General features: G+C 68.3%; 18 protein-coding genes. 7 read left to right on the forward strand and 11 right to left on the reverse strand.

The window, feature by feature from the left end; all coding sequences use genetic code 11:
- Positions 1–16 precede the first annotated feature (16 nt).
- Together ACXPWS_RS14625 and ACXPWS_RS14630 are read left to right on the forward strand one after the other, a co-directional pair.
- Positions 17–238: a hypothetical protein gene (locus tag ACXPWS_RS14625; RefSeq protein ID WP_458713106.1), complete on the forward strand. Its 222-nt coding sequence runs from the start codon at positions 17–19 to the stop codon at positions 236–238.
- Positions 235–1521, forward strand: a complete 1287-nt coding sequence (locus tag ACXPWS_RS14630) for a competence/damage-inducible protein A (RefSeq protein WP_458713107.1) — start codon at positions 235–237, stop codon at positions 1519–1521. Before ACXPWS_RS14625 ends, ACXPWS_RS14630 begins: the two co-directional genes overlap by 4 nt.
- On the opposite strand, the gene ACXPWS_RS14635 is transcribed toward ACXPWS_RS14630, so the two are convergent.
- The 3 genes from ACXPWS_RS14635 to ACXPWS_RS14645 are packed head-to-tail and all read right to left on the reverse strand — an operon-like array spanning position 1518 to position 4250.
- Positions 1518–2456: an LLM class flavin-dependent oxidoreductase gene (locus ACXPWS_RS14635; protein WP_458713108.1), complete on the reverse strand. Its 939-nt coding sequence runs from the start codon at positions 2454–2456 to the stop codon at positions 1518–1520. The genes ACXPWS_RS14630 and ACXPWS_RS14635 overlap by 4 nt on opposite strands.
- The gene (locus tag ACXPWS_RS14640) at positions 2453–3316 is read right to left on the reverse strand and encodes an LLM class F420-dependent oxidoreductase (RefSeq protein ID WP_458713109.1); all 864 of its coding nucleotides are present in this window, start codon (positions 3314–3316) and stop codon (positions 2453–2455) included. The genes ACXPWS_RS14635 and ACXPWS_RS14640 overlap by 4 nt, the downstream gene beginning before the upstream one ends.
- A 4-nt stretch (positions 3317–3320) precedes the next feature.
- Positions 3321–4250, reverse strand: a complete 930-nt coding sequence (locus ACXPWS_RS14645; protein WP_458713110.1) for an alpha/beta fold hydrolase — start codon at positions 4248–4250, stop codon at positions 3321–3323.
- Between the two features lie 223 nt (positions 4251–4473).
- On the opposite strand from ACXPWS_RS14645, the gene ACXPWS_RS14650 reads away from it, so the two are divergent.
- Positions 4474–4800 (forward strand): hypothetical protein, encoded by a 327-nt coding sequence (locus ACXPWS_RS14650; RefSeq protein ID WP_458713111.1) that lies wholly within the window; start codon positions 4474–4476, stop codon positions 4798–4800.
- Between the two features lie 88 nt (positions 4801–4888).
- On the opposite strand, the gene ACXPWS_RS14655 is transcribed toward ACXPWS_RS14650, so the two are convergent.
- Positions 4889–6346, reverse strand: a complete 1458-nt coding sequence (locus tag ACXPWS_RS14655) for an amidase (RefSeq protein ID WP_458713112.1) — start codon at positions 6344–6346, stop codon at positions 4889–4891.
- 118 nt (positions 6347–6464) lie between these two features.
- On the opposite strand from ACXPWS_RS14655, the gene ACXPWS_RS14660 reads away from it, so the two are divergent.
- Positions 6465–6845: a nuclear transport factor 2 family protein gene (locus tag ACXPWS_RS14660; protein WP_458713113.1), complete on the forward strand. Its 381-nt coding sequence runs from the start codon at positions 6465–6467 to the stop codon at positions 6843–6845.
- A gap of 3 nt (positions 6846–6848) precedes the next feature.
- Here ACXPWS_RS14660 and ACXPWS_RS14665 read toward each other — a convergent pair whose 3' ends face one another.
- Together ACXPWS_RS14665 and ACXPWS_RS14670 are read right to left on the reverse strand one after the other, a co-directional pair.
- Entirely contained in the window at positions 6849–7235 is a 387-nt protein-coding gene (locus ACXPWS_RS14665; protein ID WP_458713114.1) for a hypothetical protein, read from the reverse strand.
- Between the two features lie 54 nt (positions 7236–7289).
- Positions 7290–8129, reverse strand: coding sequence for an AraC family transcriptional regulator (locus ACXPWS_RS14670; protein WP_458713115.1), 840 nt, complete (start codon positions 8127–8129; stop codon positions 7290–7292).
- A gap of 25 nt (positions 8130–8154) precedes the next feature.
- Here ACXPWS_RS14670 and ACXPWS_RS14675 point away from each other — a divergent pair, with 25 nt between their 5' ends.
- Together ACXPWS_RS14675 and ACXPWS_RS14680 are read left to right on the forward strand one after the other, a co-directional pair.
- The gene (locus ACXPWS_RS14675; protein WP_458713116.1) at positions 8155–9417 is read left to right on the forward strand and encodes an amidohydrolase family protein; all 1263 of its coding nucleotides are present in this window, start codon (positions 8155–8157) and stop codon (positions 9415–9417) included.
- A gap of 21 nt (positions 9418–9438) precedes the next feature.
- A complete protein-coding gene (locus ACXPWS_RS14680) occupies positions 9439–10095 on the forward strand; it encodes a GNAT family N-acetyltransferase (RefSeq protein WP_458713117.1) in 657 nt (218 codons plus the stop codon).
- Positions 10096–10098: 3 nt separating this feature from the next.
- Here the strand turns inward: ACXPWS_RS14680 and ACXPWS_RS14685 are convergent, their stop codons facing one another.
- The 4 genes from ACXPWS_RS14685 to yaaA all read right to left on the reverse strand — a co-directional run bounded on the left by ACXPWS_RS14685 (position 10099) and on the right by yaaA (position 14618).
- On the reverse strand, positions 10099–11202 hold the full coding sequence (locus ACXPWS_RS14685; RefSeq protein ID WP_458713118.1) for a hypothetical protein: 1104 nt from the start codon (positions 11200–11202) through the stop codon (positions 10099–10101).
- A gap of 194 nt (positions 11203–11396) precedes the next feature.
- Positions 11397–12767, reverse strand: a complete 1371-nt coding sequence (locus ACXPWS_RS14690) for a WS/DGAT/MGAT family O-acyltransferase (RefSeq protein WP_458713119.1) — start codon at positions 12765–12767, stop codon at positions 11397–11399.
- A gap of 46 nt (positions 12768–12813) precedes the next feature.
- Entirely contained in the window at positions 12814–13791 is a 978-nt protein-coding gene (locus ACXPWS_RS14695) for an esterase family protein (RefSeq protein ID WP_458713120.1), read from the reverse strand.
- Between the two features lie 80 nt (positions 13792–13871).
- On the reverse strand, positions 13872–14618 hold the full coding sequence (gene yaaA, locus ACXPWS_RS14700) for a peroxide stress protein YaaA (RefSeq protein WP_458713121.1): 747 nt from the start codon (positions 14616–14618) through the stop codon (positions 13872–13874).
- 629 nt (positions 14619–15247) lie between these two features.
- On the opposite strand from yaaA, the gene ACXPWS_RS14705 reads away from it, so the two are divergent.
- Positions 15248–15514 carry a hypothetical protein gene (locus ACXPWS_RS14705; protein ID WP_458713122.1) on the forward strand — a complete coding sequence of 89 codons (267 nt, stop codon included), beginning with the start codon at positions 15248–15250 and terminating at the stop codon, positions 15512–15514.
- Positions 15515–15518: 4 nt separating this feature from the next.
- On the opposite strand, the gene ACXPWS_RS14710 is transcribed toward ACXPWS_RS14705, so the two are convergent.
- Positions 15519–16196: a FadR/GntR family transcriptional regulator gene (locus ACXPWS_RS14710; protein ID WP_458713123.1), complete on the reverse strand. Its 678-nt coding sequence runs from the start codon at positions 16194–16196 to the stop codon at positions 15519–15521.
- Positions 16197–16200 lie beyond the last annotated feature (4 nt).

Below are 16200 nucleotides of genomic sequence, written 5' to 3' on the forward strand. Positions count from 1 at the left end.
ACGAGGAGGACGACAGATGTCAGACGCGAACGCACGGGAACAGCTCGCCGCGCTCACCGAAGAGCACGGCTGGTCGCGGCGCGAGGTGGACCGGGTCGATGTCTATCTGCGCGGTGCGGCGCGGGTCCGGGTGATCTGGGCGGGGGACGACCTCAGCGGCAGCTCGCGCTACCAGGACGATGTGATGGAGCAGTATTCGCGCGACCTGGGCACCGTGCAGGGCTGGCTGACGAGGTGAGCGTGCGCGCCGGGATCGTGGTGACCGGCACGGAGGTCCTGACCGGTCGCATCCAGGATCTCAACGGGCCGTGGATCGCCGACCGCCTGCTCGAACTCGGTATCGAGCTGGCGCACATCACCATCTGCGGTGACCGCGCCGATGATGTGGAGGCCCAGCTGCGTTTCCTGGCCGGTGCCGGGGTGGACCTGATCGTCACCAGCGGCGGGCTCGGCCCGACCGCCGACGACCTGACGGTGGCGACGGTGGCCAGGTTCTGCGGTCGCGAGTTGGTGCTCGACACCGACCTGGAGGCCAAGATCGCGGCCATCCTGCGGTCGTTGATGTCGCGGTTGCCGGCCGGAACGGATTTCGAGTCGGTGCTGGCGGCCAACCGCAAACAGGCGATGGTGCCCGCCGGCGCCGAGATCCTCGATCCCGAGGGCACCGCGCCGGGCGTCGTCGTGCCGGGCCCGGGTGACGGCACGCCCGTGGTGATCGTGCTGCCCGGCCCACCCCGCGAACTCCAGCCGATGTGGCCGCGCGCCATCGCCACGGCAGCGGCGCAACGCGCGATCGCCGGCCGGACCGAGTACCGGCAGGCGACGGTGCGGATGTTCGGCCTGGCGGAGTCCGGTCTCGCGGAGGCCTTGCGGGAAGCCGAAACCCGGATCGCCGGATTCACCGGCCTGGAGATCACCACGTGTCTGCGCCGCGGCGAACTGGAGATCGTCACCCGATACGAGCCGCAGTATGCGCAGGCCTACCGGGCCCTGGTCGATTTCCTGCGGGAGCGTTACCCGCACGAATTGTTCTCCGAGGACGGCGCGCTGATCGACGAACAGGTCGCGGCGCTACTGGCCGGGCACACCATCGCGACCGCGGAATCCTGCACGGCCGGCATGCTGGCCGCGCGGTTGGCCGACCGGGCCGGGTCCTCGGCGTATCTGGCCGGTGGGGTGGTGTCCTATTCCAACGAGGCGAAAGTGCAGATGCTCGGGGTGGACGCCGACCTCATCGCCGCCCACGGCGCGGTATCCGAGCCGGTGGCGATTGCGATGGCTCGCGGTGCGCTGCACCGGTTCGGCGCCGATGTCGCCGTCGGGATCACCGGCATCGCGGGTCCCGGTGGCGGGTCCGCCGAGAAGCCGGTCGGCACCGTGTGTTTCAGTGTGGCCACCGCCGGTCGGGAGCCGTTGGTCCGGACCTTGCGGCTACCAGGTGACCGCACCGATGTGCGTGAGCGCGCCACCACCGTGGCGATGCACATGCTGCGCCGGGAACTGCTCGGCGTCTCGGATTAGTCGGCGAATTCGCCGATAACCTGCGAGGCGAGCAGTTCGAGGGTCCGGTCGCTTGCGCGGTCGTGGGTGAACAACACCACCTGCCCGAAGCCGAGTTCGCGCCAGTGTGTCAGCCGCTCGACGATCATCGGTGCGGTACCGATCAGGCCGCCCTCCTGCAGCCCGAAACCCGGTCCGCCGAACCGCTTTTCGGCCTGCGCGCGGACCTCCGGCAACGTCGCCTGGTCGGGTGCCAGCGCCATCACCGCTTCCACCGACATCACGATGGTCGCCGGATCGCGCCCGATGTCGGCGCACAGCGCCCGTAACACCGACAGCTTGTGTTCGAGTTCGCCGAGGGCGTAGGTCGGCACGTTCCACACGTCGGCGTAGCGGGCCACCAGCGGTAACGTGTATTTTTCGCCGACGCCACCGACCACGATGGGTGGGCGCGGCCGCTGCACCGGCCCGGGCCGGACCGGCATCTGCCGAATGCGGTAGTGCTCACCGGCGAAGTCGATCCGACCGGTGTCGAAGGCCTGGGTGAGGATCTCCAGGGATTCGCCGAGCCGCTGCGAGCGTTCGGCGAAGGTGCCCCACGGCAGCCCGGTGCGCACATGCTCGTCCTCGATCGAACCGCTGCCCAGCCCCAGCTGCAGCCGTCCCGCCGAGATCGCGTCCAGGGTGGTCGCCATCTTGGCGAGCACGGCGGGATGGCGAAATTGGTTGCACAGCACCAAATGTCCGACTCTGAGCCGTTCGGTCCGGCTCAGCAGGGCGGTCGCCAGCGTCCAGGCCTCCAGTGAGTCGATCTCCGGCAGGCCCGGCCCGTACAGGTGGTCGTAGAGCCAGAGCGACCCGATGCCGAGCCCCTCGCAGCGCTGGGCCCGGTGCAGCACGTCGGCATACGACATCCCCATCTGCGGGACGTAGACGCCGATGTCCAGGGTGCTCATCCGGTGAGGGCGGCGGCCAGCCGGCGCCACTGTTCCCGCGGGAAGGCGCCCGGATCGCTGTCGAGCACCTGCACGCACACGTGGTCGGCACCCGCGTCGCGGTGCTCGGCGATGCGTGCCAGGATCTTGTCCTCGTCGCCCCAGACGATGATGGCGTCGAACAACCGGTCGCTGACCTCTGCGATGTCCTCGGCCGAGAAGCCGGACCGCAGCAGGTTGTTGGCGTAGTTGGGCATGGCCAGATAGGAACGCAGCCAGTCGGTGCCGATGGTCCTGGCCTCGTCGGCGTCCTCGGTGAGAATCGCGGTCTGCTCCGGCAACAGCAGCGGCCCCGACCCGAGCTTCTCGCGTGCGCCGGCGGTGTGCCGCGGAGTCACCAGGTAGGGATGTGCGCCGCGGGCCCGGGTCGCGGCGAGTTCGAGCATCTTGGGGCCCAGGGCGGCCAGTGCCCGCTGCTCGACCGGCACCGGCTGTTCGGCGGCATCGAGGGCGTCCAGGAACGCGGCCGTGGCGGCCAGTGGTTTGCGGTACGCGCCCGGCTTTTTCGAGTCGATCAGCGGTGCGTGGCTGACCCCGATGCCGAGCAGCAGCCGGGGTCCGTGTTCGGCGGTCAGCCGCGCATGTGCGGCAGCGACGTCGGCCGGCTCGTGCAGCCACAGGTTGAGGATGCCGGTCGCGATCACGGTCTGCTGGGTGGCGGCCAGCAGGTTGCGCACCGAGTCGAACAGCGCCCCACCGACATCGGGAATCCACAACGCCGTAAAGCCCAGCTCGTCGAGTTCGGCGGCCGCCTCGGCGGCTTCGCCCGGGTCGCTGTAGCGCAGCTGGGCACTCCAGATACCGACTCCCGAAAGCTCCATCGTGTCAATCCTTTCGGTGTTGTCCGCGGCCGTCGCGATCCCAGATCTCCAGCATCGTACGCAAGATCTCCTCGGCGCAGCCCAGGCCGCCCAGATGGCTCTCGCCGGGCAGCACGGTCATATCGGCTTCGGGCAGCAAGGCCACCGCGTGCGCGCCGTGCGCGAAGGGCACGATGTGGTCCTTGTCGCCGTGCCACCAGTGCACCGGCACCTTGACTTCGTCGAGTCGGAAGCCCCAGTCCCGGACGAACACGATGACATCGGCGAAGGGGGCCGCCAGTTGTTTGCGGCTGCCGTTGAGCAGGTCGTCGAGGAACATGGCCTTGAACTCGGGCCGGCCGAGCAACCTGCGGTCACCCTCCGGGGAGATCCTGGCGTAGATCTCCAGCGCCGGGGACGCCACCGGTCCGAGGAACTTGATCAGCGTGCCGGCCACCAGCCGGATGGGCAGGCCCGCGACTTCCAGCACCGGGGCCACCCGGGCCCCGAGGTTCATCAGTCCACTGCTGATGGCGTCCGGTCCCACATACGGTGCCACTCCACCCAGGACGCCGGCGGCGATCACCCGCTCGGGCATCGCGGCGGCGGCGGCCAGCGTGTAGGGCCCACCCCCGGACAGCCCGATGACCGCGAAATTGTCGATGCCGAGGGTGTCGGCGATGACACGCAGGTCCTCGGCGAACGCCAGCACGTTCGGGTATTGGTGCGGCGTGGACGAGCCGATGCCCGGGCGGTCGATACCGATCAGCCGGATACGTTCGAGCTCGGCGTAGGCGCGGGCCTCGGCGGGAATCTGCCTGCGGGCTCCGGGGGTGCCGTGCAGCCAGAAGATGGCCCGGCCCTGGGGGTCACCGAACTCGGCAAACCCGATCTGGCGGTCGGCGCTGACCGCGATGTTGCCCTCGAGTTTCGGGCGCGCGATAGGAGGAACCATCCGCCGAGTGTGTCATGTGCCACGCCGGAACCCAATCGAGGTCAGCATCACCGAGACTCGGCGTCAATCGGACACGCCGTCGTGTCGCCACCTCGTGACCGAAGTAGCTGCCGGACCGTTTTATATCTGGGGCACACGGACGCCACAGCAAAAAACAAGTTCGATTTCCGACACTCGTTGCACGGGCGACCCCAACGGTGTGCCCGCCGAACAGGAGTTGACGATGAATCTCAAGCGAATGGCCGGCACCTCGGCGCTGACGATCGGAGTCGGGCTCGCCGGCATGCTGGGCCTCGGCCTGGGCACCGCTGCGGCCGACCCCGGTCCGGGCCCGTGCGGCCCGCAGCCGGCAAACTGCGACAACCGCGGCGGTCACGACGACCGCGGACCCGGAGGTGCGCCGCAGGACGACTGGGGCCACCGCGGCATGGACCAGGGCCGCCAAGACCACCAGCCGTTCAACTACAACGGCCAGCGGGTGAACCCGGTGTGGGACGACAATCATCACGGCTGGGGTTTCTGGTTCCTGGGTCTGTGGATTCCGCTGTGAGCGCAGTGGTTTCAGACCGGCGCGCGCGGCGTCTGTGCACCGTCGGCGCGCTCGCGGCGTTCGTCGCGGTCGGTGGTCGTCAGTCCGGTCACTGACCGGACGGCGGGTACCGCCCGGCCCAGGGTGCGGCCTGCTCGAGTTGGGCCGCGAGTTGCAACAGGATCGTCTCGTCGGGTGCCATCAACTGGACGCCGACCGGCAGCCCAGTCGAGGTGGTCCCGAGCGGTAGCGAAATCGCCGCCCAGCCAGTCACATTGGCCAGAGCGGTCCAACCGGTGGTGGCGAACTCGACGTCGAAGAAGGCCCGCGTGGTGCCACGCGGCTGGTTCAGCAGGGCGTACGGCGGCGGACCGGTGAGCAAGGTCGGTACCAGCAGTACGTCGTGTGCACCCAGGCCCGCCGCGAACCGGCGGGTCTGGGCGTGCACGGCCGAGATCGCGTCCGCGTACTGGACGCCGGTGGTGCGCAGACCTTCGCGCACCATCACCCAGGTGCTCGGTTCGAATTCGTCCTCGAGCGGTGCCCGGCCCAGATGTGCGGTGGCCAGGGCATGTAGTTGGGCGTTGCTGACCGTGTGCAGCACCGCGATCGCGTCGGCGACGACGTCGGGATCGATTGACGGCGCACCGGATTCGACGACGTGCCCCAGACCGGCGAGGAGGTTGCCTGCCGCCTGGACGGCCGCGATCACCTCGGGCTCGGTCTGCGGTCCGGGAAACGGCGAGGCCGTGGCGAGCAGGATGCGCTGGGCACGCGGGGGCTGGGTGATCGCGGTCAGATACGGCTGGGCGGGAAGGGGAGCGGTGTACGGGTCACCGGGCGCGCCGCCGGTGACCACATCCAGCAGAGCGGCGCTGTCGCGCACGGTCCGCGTGAGCACGTGCTCGTTGACCAGACCCTCCAGACCGTGTCCGGCGCCGGGGGCGAACGAAGTCCGGCCGCGCCGCGGCTTGAGGCCGACCAGGCCGCAGCACGATGCGGGCACCCGGATCGAACCGGTGCCGTCGCCGCCCGATGCCGCGGCCACCACCCCGGCGGCCACGGCGGCAGCCGAACCACCGCTGGAACCGCCCGGTGTCACGTCCGGAGACCACGGATTGACGGTGCGGCCGAACAGCGCCGGTTCGGTGGTGCAGTGATTGCCCCATTCCGGGGTGTTGGTCTTGCCGAACACCACGAGACCCGCGGCCAGATAACGCTCGACGATCCACGCCGACTCCTGCGCGACATGAGTGCGCAGCGCCCGCGACCCCATCGCCTCCGGCGCACCGGCAAGGGACGCGCCAAGATCCTTGAGCAGGAACGGAACTCCCGCCACCGGTCCGGCACCGCCGCCGCGCAGCACCCCGGCGGCGTCCAGTGCGGCTGCCTGCTCGCGGCCCCTGTCGAACAGGTCGGCGATCACGGCGTTGAGGTGGCGGGCCGCCTCCAGTCGCAGGATCGCCGCGTCGAGCAGTTCGGTCGCCGTGAGCTCACCCGCCGCCACCAGGACGGCCTGCCCGATCGCGTCGACTGCGGCCAGTTCGGTGGCGGTGCGTGCATCCATGGCCGCCATCCTGGGTGGCCATGCCCGTGTCGGCAACCCGTGCACCACACCGCGCCTTCGGCACCTTCCGAAGCCGGCACCGGATAGGTTGTCAGCCATCACGTCCTAGGAGGAACGCATGGCCGAGCAGTTCGATGCACGCGCCGTCGCGCTGGCGTTTTCCACCCACCGATTCGAGGAGTCGCTCGGTCACCTGGCCAAGGACGTGCGCTGGACAATCGTCGGATTCATGGTGCTGGAGGGTGCGGACGCGGTGATCCGCACCTGCCGGGAGACCCGGGAGGGGCTGGCCGAGACCGTCACCGAGGTGGACCGATGCATGGTGGCGGGCGACGGCGACGTGGTCGCGGTGGACATGTTCTCGCGGTACAGCGGTCCGAACGGGACCACCGCGGTGGCCGGATGCGACATCTTCGAGTTCGCCCACAACCGGATCGTCGCCATCACCTCATATGCCGTGCAGGTCGATCCGGACACCGCCGGCGCGCCGCCGCGGTAGCACTTACAGCGGGATGACGCTCTCGCTGTTGAGGGCCTGCCAGGACCGCCGGCACATCGAGATCGTCCGCTGGCGCAGCCGCCATTGGACCGACCTGAAGTGGTGCCCGGCGGCGTGCTCGGTCATGTGGTCGATGAACTCGCGATCCAGCAAGGCGTAGCCGCCGTCGATGCGTTCCCACAGGCCGGCCAGCCATAGTTCGACGGCGGGCTGGGTGGCGTCCGGCACGATGCGGGCGAGCGCGATGTCGGCAATGAACTCCGGATGCACGGTGTGCACGCTGTGCGCTACGGCAAGGACGTGCAGGCTCAACGCGTCACGGGTGATGTCACGGCCGTTCCGGCGCGCTCGCAAGGTCTCGACTTCGACCGAGACCGCTCTGTCTCGCATGCCCTGACTATAGCGTTTACCTGTCTGAAACATGAAAAAGCGGCGCGCGGACTCCTACGACGTAATCCCGGCCACCCGTCGGCGATAGGCCGACGGCGTCTCTCCGCAGAACTGGGTGAAGCTGCGGGTGAACGAGCTGAGGTTGTCGAACCCGACCGCCGAGGACGTCGCCTGAACCGATTGGCCCGGTGCGGCCAGCAGCGCCATTGCCCGCAGCATCCGAGCGTGCAGCAGGTAGGACCGCCAGGACAGGCCCAGGGTGTCGGCGAACAGGCGGCGCAGGGTGCGCTCCGACACCGCCACCGCCCGGCTGACGTCCTCGACGGTCACCGAGTCCAGGTGATCCTTGGTGTAGGCCAGGGCGGCCGCCACGATCGGGTGTTCGGCGGTGGGCAGACTCAACGGCGCCTCGTGGTCGAGCGCCTCGGTGACCAGGTGAGCCAGGGTGGCGAAAAAGCCGTCGGAGGTTGCGTCCCCGGTGATGCGCTCGATCGGCCAGCGCAGCGCATAGATCATCATTTCGCGGATCAGCGGTGACACCGCGATGATCCTGGCGCGATCGCCGGGTTCGGCGATCATCGCCGGATCGAACATCACCGCAACGGTTTTCACGTCCGGGTTCATCACCGCCTGGTGTTCCAGGCCGGCCGGGATCCAGGCAGCCTGCTGGGGCGGCAGCAGGTAGTGCGCGCTGTCGGTCTCCACCTCGACGACCCCGGCCAGGGCGTACTCGATCTGGTGTACCTCATGGGAGTGCCAGCCGGTGATCAGTCCGTCGCCCTGGTAGAGGTAGCTGCCTGCCGGCGCGCGGCCGCCGCGGCGCAGTTCGATGACTGGCCGGTCAAGTTTGGCCGATTCGGATAAACCTCTGTCCGATAGCGCAGAGACGGTCACGCTTCTCAAGGGTACTAGTTCTTATATGAAGACCGACGACCTGATTCTGGTGAGCATCGACGACCACGTGGTGGAACCACCCGACATGTTCCTCAACCACGTCCCGGCCAAGTACAAGGCGGAGGCCCCCATCGTCGTCACCGACGACAAGGGCGTCGACCAGTGGATGTATCAGGGTCGGCCGCAGGGCGTCAGCGGTCTCAACGCCGTGGTGTCCTGGCCCCCCGAGGAGTGGGGCCGTGACCCCGCCGGCTTCGCCGAGATGCGGCCCGGCGTATACGACGTCCACGAACGCGTCCGCGACATGAACCGCAACGGCATCCTCGCCTCGATGTGCTTCCCCACCTTCACCGGCTTCTCGGCCCGGCATCTCAACATGCACCGCGAAGACGTGACGCTGGTGATGGTGTCGGCCTACAACGACTGGCACATCGACGAATGGGCCGGCAGCTACCCGGACCGGTTCATCCCGATCGCCGTGCTGCCCACCTGGAATCCCGAGGCGATGGTCGCCGAGATCCGCCGGGTCGCCGCCAAGGGTTGTCGCGCCGTCACCATGCCGGAACTGCCGCACCTGGAAGGCCTTCCGAGCTACCACGACGACGAGTACTGGGGTCCGGTGTTCCGCACGTTGAGCGAGGAGGGTGTGGTGATGTGCCTGCACATCGGCACCGGGTTCGGTGCGATCAGCATGGCGCCCAACGCCCCGATCGACAACCTGATCATCCTCGCCACCCAGGTGTCGGCCATGTGCGCCCAGGATCTGCTGTGGGGACCCGCGATGCGTAACTACCCGGACCTGAAATTCGCCTTCTCCGAAGGCGGTATCGGCTGGATCCCGTTCTACCTGGATCGCAGCGACCGGCATTACACCAACCAGAAGTGGCTGCGCCGCGATTTCGGCGACAAACTGCCCTCCGACGTCTTCCGCGAACACTCCCTGGCCTGCTACGTCACCGACAAGACCTCGCTGAAGCTGCGCCACGAGATCGGTATCGACATCATCGCCTGGGAGTGCGACTATCCGCACTCGGACTGCTTCTGGCCCGACGCGCCCGAGCAGGTGCTGGCCGAATTGAACGCCGCGGGCGCCGATGACTCCGACATCAACAAGATCACCTGGGAGAATTCCTGCCGCTTCTTCGGTTGGGATCCGTTCAAGCTGACGCCGAGGAATCAGGCGACCGTCGGTGCGTTGCGGGCCACCGCGACCGACGTCGATGTGTCGATCAGGCCGCGCGCGGAGTGGGCGCGGCTGTACGAGGACAAGAAGCTCGCCAAGGCGTGAGGCTGGACTAGTCTTGGCGGCATGACCGATCAGGATCGTGCCGCAGCCCGTCGTGACATCGCCGATGCACTGGTGAAGGCGCTCGACCGCCGCCACGAGGTACTCGACGTCATTGTCGACGCCGAGGACCGCGGTGCGGCCGTCGACGCCATCGCGGCCTTGCTGGGAACCACCCACGCCGGTGGTGAGGCGGTCATCGGGCTGTCCTTCGATCAGGTCACCAAGGAGTCGCGGCGGATCATCGCCGAGGAACTCGACGATCTCAACAGCCAGCTGACCTTCACCCTCAACGAGCGTCCGGCTTCGTCGGCCGAAACACTGGCGCTGCGCGCGTTTTCGGGCCGGGATGACCGCGACATCTTCGAGTCGAGACTCCAGGACCAGCGCGCGGCCGGGGACGGCTCCGGTGCGCCCGCGGGCAGCCTGGACGATGAGATCGCCGCGGCATTGGCTCGCGTCGACGCCGAGGAGGCGGCCTGGTTCGTCGCGATCGAGGGCGATGAGAAGGTCGGCCTGGTGTTCGGTGAGCTCAACGGACACGAGGTCGATGTGCGGATCTGGATTCACCCCGGGCATCGCAAGAAGGGTTACGGCACTGCGGCGCTGCGCAAGTCGCGGTCGGAGATGGCGATCTACTTCCCGGCCGCGCCGGTGGTCGTCCGCGCCCCGAGCGCCTGAGCCTCAGCCGTCCTCGTGACGGCCGTCATCCCAGCCCGCCCGAGCAGGCCCGGGCTCGTGATGTGTGCCGTCCGAATTGGCCGACCACGCGGTGCCCGCGCATACCAGGTCGTGGGGCAGTGTGAGTTCGGTCGGCAGCACCGGAAGTCCCGGCACCGTCGGGAGAGCGATGGGTGGCGGCGGAGTCGCCGCGACCATCGCCGGCGCCGAGGCGAGCATCGGAAGCACGCTTCCCGCAGTCTCGATGGGCAACGCGGCGGCTACCGGCGGGGTCGGCACGGCCACGTCGACCGGTAGTGCGGCGGTATCCAGTGCAGCCGCCTCGACCGGAGGGGCCGCGGCTTCCAGCGGCATCACATCCACCGGTGGGGCGGGCAACTCTTCGAGCACTGCCGGCGCGGGCGCCGAATCGAGGACCGGCGCGGGAGCCGCGTCGAGCATCGGCGCGGAAGCCGTATCGAGCACCGGTGCGGGTGGTGCCGCGTAGACGATTGCGGCATCGGCGATCGGGAGTGCTTCGGGTGCCGGGGCGGGCGCCGCTTCCGGTACCGGAGCGGCCGCTTCCATCAGCGGTGCGGCCATCGGTATCGGCTGTGCGCCAAGCGGAATGGGGACTGCGAGCGGTACCGGCGGGGCGGCCAGCGGCACAGCGGGTACGGCCAACGGAGGTGCCGCGGGCAGGGCCGCCGGGACGGCGGCGGCCGCCGCCGGTGCCGCGTCGACGGCGACCACATCGGTGGCGGGCAAAGCCGCCGGGACGGCTGCCGCCTCGGGTGCGGCGATCGCAGCGACAGGTACCGCGGGGATCACCTCTGGTGCAGCTGGTACGGGTGGCGCACTTTCGGGCACCACCATCGCAGCCTGCACCAACGGCGCCGGCGGTGGTGGTACCGGCACCGGCACGGCCGGCGGAGCGGCCGCGCCAAGGGCCTCCGGAATGATTTCGGGGGAGGCCGCCAATTGCGCCACCATGTCCAGACACGGAATACCGGGGCTGCCGGCGGACTCCGCGTCGGCGATGGCCGCAGGGTTGATCATCAGCATCGACCAGTAGAGCCCGGCGGTCGCCACCGCCGTGAGCGCAGTGCGATTCGAGACGTGCGACATGGACTCCCGATTCCGTTCAGGGCGGCGACAAGCAGAACTTATCGCGAATCAGAATTTGCACAAGTCGCCAATTTGGCGGATGTCGATCCGATATCAATCGGTGTCAGTTCTGTGACACCACAAGCGTTTACGGCGGCGACCGATCCCATCCCGGTATGGACTGCGCGTCGCGTATGGAGCCCGTCAGCGCGGGGTCAGACCTCGGCGGCCTTCTCCAGCCCGGCCAGCGAATCCTCCAGGTGGGTGAGCAGCCGCTGCAGGTGCGGGACGCTGCGCCGGCAACCCACCAAGCCGAAGTCGAGGTTGTCGGCATTGTTGGTCAGCGTGATGTTCAGCGCCTGGCCGTCCAGGGCGATCGACAGCGGATAGTTGCCGTCCAGCCGTGCGCCCTGCCAGTACATCGGTTGCCGGGCGCCGGGCACGTTCGAGATGACGATGTTGAACGGAGGTGGCGCCGTGGAGGCGAAGCCGGGGAGCATGCTCAGCGCGATACCGGACATCAGGAAGCCCGACAAGGCCAGCGCTTCCAGCCTCGGCAGTTCGGCGAACACCTGCTTGTTGTCGCGCATGGAGGCGCTGATGGTCTCCAGCCGGTGTAACGGGTCGGCGACATCGGTGGCCAGGTTGCACAGGATGGTCCCGACCATGTTCCCGCCCGCGTCCTGCTCGTGCTCGCCGCGCAGGCTCACCGGAACCATTGCCACCAAAGGTGTTTCGGGTAATGCCTGCTGCTCCTGAAGGTAGGCCCGTAACGCCCCGGCCGACATGGCCAGCACGACGTCGTTGACGGTGGCGCCGTCGACGGCGTCCTTCACCGCCCTGATGCGGGCCAGCGGCCAGGACTGCGCCGCGCATCGGCGCGCGCCGCCGATCGGCACGTTGAACATCGTCTTGGGCGCGCCGAACGGCAAGGTCAGTTGCTGCTCGATCAGGGCGGCACGGGCCAGGGTGAGTGCCGACGGTCCCAGCCCGGCCACGGCACCGGCGGTACCGGTGGCCGCCCGCAGCAACGACGACCCCCGGCGCGCCGGGGCGACGGCCCGTTTGCGCGGCGACAACGCCCAGGGCACCCGCACCTCGCGGTCATCGGGATCGTCGGAGAGGGTGCGGACCATCAACCGTTGCGCGGACACCCCGTCGAGCAGGCTGTGGTGGATCTTGGTGTAGACGCCGAACCGGCCGTCGTGCAGGCCCTCGACCAGATACGCCTCCCAGAGCGGACGGTGCCGGTCCAACAGCGTGCCGTGCAGGCGCGAGGTCAATTCCAGAAGTTCGCGCACCCGGCCCGGCCGGGGTAGACCGGACCTGCGCAGGTGGTAGTCGATGTCCACCTCGTCGTCGAAAGCCCAACCCACATTGGTGATTCCGCCGAAGACCCGGGCCGGATGCTTTCGGAAGGTGGGCTGGAAGTCATCGCATTTGGCGATCGACTCGTAGAGTCCGGTGACGAACTCCGGACCCGCTCCCTCGGGCGGTCGGTACAGCTGCAACCCGGCGACGTGCATCGGGTGCTCGCGCGACTCGCCCAACAGGAACATCGCATCGGTCGGCGAGATGAGCTTCATACCGGTAGACGCTACCCATCGGGACCGGCTACCCGGCGCGGTTTGCCTAGGCGGCCGGCACGGCGCCCAGCACCCGTTGCAGATCGGGCTTCATGGCCTGCAGCTGCGATCCCCAGTAACCCCAGCTGTGGGTACCGTCGGCGGGGAAGTTGAACACGCCGTTGCGGCCGCCGGCCGCGACGTAGCGCTTCTGGAAGTCCTTGTTGGTGTTGAGCGTGATGTTCTCCAGGAACTGGGCGCTGTACAGACCGCCGAAGTCGGAGCCGGAGTCCAGACCCGAAGGGGCGCCGTTCCCGCAGTACACCCAGACCGCGGTGCCGTTGGCGGCCAGGGTCGCCACGTTGACCATCGGGTCGTTCCGCCGCCAGGCCGGGTCGGTGCTTTGTCCCCACATGTCGGTGGCGCGGTACCCGCCCGCGTCCCGCATCGCCACCCCGATCAGCGTGGGCCACAGGCCAAGTGAGGGGTTGACGAAACCGGACAGTGAGCCGGCGAAGATGAATTGGGTGGGATGCCAGATGGCCAGGGTCAGGGCGGACCCGCCCGACATCGACAGCCCCACCACCGCATTGCCGACGGGGCTGATGCCGCGGTTTGCGGCGAGCCAGGTGGGTAGTTCCTGGGTCAGGAAGGTTTCCCATTTGTAGGTGGTGGTTCCGGCGCTGCCCTTCGCGGGCTGGTACCAGTCGGTGTAGAAGCTGGATTGGCCGCCGACGGGGACCACCAGTGACAGCCCGGAACGGTAGAACCAGTCGAAGACCGGGGTGTTGATATCCCAGCCGCTGAAGTCGTCCTGGGCCCGCAGACCGTCCAACAGGTAGACCGCATGAGGTCCGCCGCCCTGGAACCCCACCGGGATGTTGCGGCCCATCGACGGTGAGGGCACCTGGAGCAGTTCGATCGGCCCACCGGCGCTGGAGAACGCCGACGCGGGCGGCGCGGTGACGGTCACGGACCCGGCCAGCAGCGCGGCCGCGGCCAATAGTCCCAGGAGACGGCGCAGCCCCCGTTTCAAAGGCGACATGCACGCGAAACTAACAGCGCGCGCCAGCCCGGGCCGCGACCGACGCGGGCCGTGATGACGTTGTGATGTAACGGTTTAGCTCAGGCCTCGATGACGATGGTCAGGTCGTTGCCGGTCCGTTCGACGCGCATCCCGGCCCGGCGTGCGATGGCCGCGACCTTGCGGGCATCGTCGGGTTCGGACCGGCTGGACACCAGTGCCCGGGCCAGCCTGCCCTTGTGCGCCTTGTTGAAGTGGCTCACCACGGTGCGCTTGCCGGTGCTGCTCTCCGACAGCACATCGACATTGACCGCCCCGGGTAGCCGGCCCAGTGCGGCATAGGATCCCGACCGCAGGTCGACTACCAGTTCGCCGTCGCCGAGCGCGGCCAGGACGGGTTCCAATGCCGGGCGCCACCGTGCCGCCAGGGTGGGTTGACCGGGCAGCTTGGACCCGGCCGAGAGGCGGTAGGCGGGGATCGGGTCGTCGGCGCGCAGCAGGCCGAACAATGCCGACCCCACCGCCAGCCGGGCCGTGGCCCGCGCCGCCGCGGTCCCGCGCAATGAGTCGACATCCAGTGCGTCGTAGAGCACTCCGGTGTACCTGTTGATCGCCGGAAGTGTTCCCGAGGTGAGAAGTGCTGCGTTCCGGTCGATTTCACCGTCCTGGGCCGCCGTGATGCCCAGGGCCCGGCGGCAGGCCTCGCGATCGCCGGCCAGTGTCACCAGCTCGTCGACCAGGGCGGCACGCAATGGGCTCAGCGCGGGTGAGGTCAGGGTGTCGATGTTCAGCGGCGGCCCGTCGCCGCCGGTTCGTTTGGTCTCCGACGGAGGCAACAGCACGATCACCGGACAGAGGGTACCGAGTACGCGCAGCGGCGGTGCGCGGCGCCGGCCGGCAACAGGTCGCCGAAATTGTCTTTTCCGCGTCCCGCCCGCGATTGCGCCGTTGTGGTGCTGCCCCGAGCACGCATTCGATACACAATTGCAAGCGCACGAAAAGCCGGCTGCGCTTCGTGCGAGTTGCCATTTGTGAAATTGTCGGATGAACCAGTGGGTAGTTTCCCGCTCAACAACAATTCGTCTTTTTGCTGCAATGGCCGGTCGTTGCACGAGAATCGAACGGTGGCCGTCTTTCCGGAAGCCTCGCGGTATTGCCCCGGCACTCCGGACGCAGGTTGACAAACGCCGAGCCAATGTCCAAGGATTGCGCTGGGGGGACGGGTTTCGGCCGGTTCTGAGGGCTGGATCGGGACCCGCAGGAGTCAGGTCGCGTGAGCGGATCGGGCATCGGGTGTGGAACCGAAGGGAAATCGGTGGTGCATGGTGACTCGGCCGGGGATAAGCTATCTCAACTATTAACCGCTGCACATGCCTCGAACGTTTAACCTCACAACAGCCGCAATCTTCGATTCCGGAAAAGGCACAGGACCGTGGCTGACATTTCGTCAGCCGCCAGGAATGACAGGGGAACTCCGGTGACCGCTCAGGAACTCGTGGATGCCGATACCGACGATGGTGACAACGACCGCGACGGCGGCTTGGCCGTCAACGTGCGGGTGCTCGTGCACCCAGATACCGACGACGAAGCGCGTGGCGTCGTGGTGGACGACTTCGGCGATGCGGCCGGGTATGCGGTGTCCGTCGGCGACAGCCACATCGCCGATCCGGCCCGGCGCTGGGCAGTGCAGCTCGACAGCGGATTGCTGACATTCGTCAACAGCGACGCTCTGCGCCCCGAATAGCCGGTCAGGTTCGCTCGGGCAGCTCGCACAGCAGCTCGTCGAGGAATCCGCCCGCTTCCTGTGCGGCGCGGTCGACATCCCCTGCGTCGATCGCCTGCACCAGGCCGCGGTGTCTGATGTGCGCGGCGGCAGCGGTCTCGTGGGTCGTGGTCGCCACGCTGGCGAGCACCACTTCGGTCAAACCCCGGTAGAGCTCCGTCAGTACCGTGTTGTGCGAACTGCGCACCACGGCGAAGTGCAATTCGGCGTCGGCCCGCACAAATTCTTCCAGGGCATTGTCGCGCTGCAGCTCGTCGCGGCGATCCAACAACTGCCAGAGCTCTGCCAGATCGCCGGAGGTGCGGGCGGTGGCCGCGAGTCGGGCACCTTCGACCTCCAGGCACCGCCGGACCTGCAGCACCTCACGCAGTTCGGATCCACACAGCCGGCGCAGCGCACCCGATACCTCGCTGGTGGCCCGCACGTAGGTGCCGTCACCTTGTCGGACTTCGAGGATGCCGCCGTGCGCCAGGGCCCGGACGGCTTCACGCACGGTGTTGCGTCCCACGCCCAGGGTCTCGGCCAGTGCCGGCTCGGTGGGGATCTTGGTGCCCACGGCGTATTCGCCGGCCGTCACCGAGGCACGCAGTTGTTCGATGACCTGGTCGACCAGACCGGTTCGTCGGGTTGTGGCGAGTGGCACAGGT

This window comes from Mycobacterium sp. BMJ-28, assembly GCF_054404835.1.

Excerpts from the sequence above, each read along its gene's own strand:
- ACXPWS_RS14625 (WP_458713106.1), top strand. The coding sequence starts at position 17 with ATGTCAGACGCGAACGCACGGGAACAGCTCGCCGCGCTCACCGAAGAG.
- ACXPWS_RS14640 (WP_458713109.1), bottom strand. The coding sequence starts at position 3,316 with ATGGAGCTTTCGGGAGTCGGTATCTGGAGTGCCCAGCTGCGCTACAGC.
- ACXPWS_RS14635 (WP_458713108.1), bottom strand. The coding sequence starts at position 2,456 with ATGAGCACCCTGGACATCGGCGTCTACGTCCCGCAGATGGGGATGTCG.
- ACXPWS_RS14685 (WP_458713118.1), bottom strand. The coding sequence starts at position 11,202 with ATGTCGCACGTCTCGAATCGCACTGCGCTCACGGCGGTGGCGACCGCC.
- ACXPWS_RS14660 (WP_458713113.1), top strand. The coding sequence starts at position 6,465 with ATGGCCGAGCAGTTCGATGCACGCGCCGTCGCGCTGGCGTTTTCCACC.
- ACXPWS_RS14665 (WP_458713114.1), bottom strand. The coding sequence starts at position 7,235 with ATGCGAGACAGAGCGGTCTCGGTCGAAGTCGAGACCTTGCGAGCGCGC.
- ACXPWS_RS14655 (WP_458713112.1), bottom strand. The coding sequence starts at position 6,346 with ATGGATGCACGCACCGCCACCGAACTGGCCGCAGTCGACGCGATCGGG.
- ACXPWS_RS14680 (WP_458713117.1), top strand. The coding sequence starts at position 9,439 with ATGACCGATCAGGATCGTGCCGCAGCCCGTCGTGACATCGCCGATGCA.
- ACXPWS_RS14695 (WP_458713120.1), bottom strand. The coding sequence starts at position 13,791 with ATGTCGCCTTTGAAACGGGGGCTGCGCCGTCTCCTGGGACTATTGGCC.
- ACXPWS_RS14690 (WP_458713119.1), bottom strand. The coding sequence starts at position 12,767 with ATGAAGCTCATCTCGCCGACCGATGCGATGTTCCTGTTGGGCGAGTCG.
- ACXPWS_RS14650 (WP_458713111.1), top strand. The coding sequence starts at position 4,474 with ATGAATCTCAAGCGAATGGCCGGCACCTCGGCGCTGACGATCGGAGTC.
- ACXPWS_RS14645 (WP_458713110.1), bottom strand. The coding sequence starts at position 4,250 with ATGGTTCCTCCTATCGCGCGCCCGAAACTCGAGGGCAACATCGCGGTC.
- ACXPWS_RS14675 (WP_458713116.1), top strand. The coding sequence starts at position 8,155 with ATGAAGACCGACGACCTGATTCTGGTGAGCATCGACGACCACGTGGTG.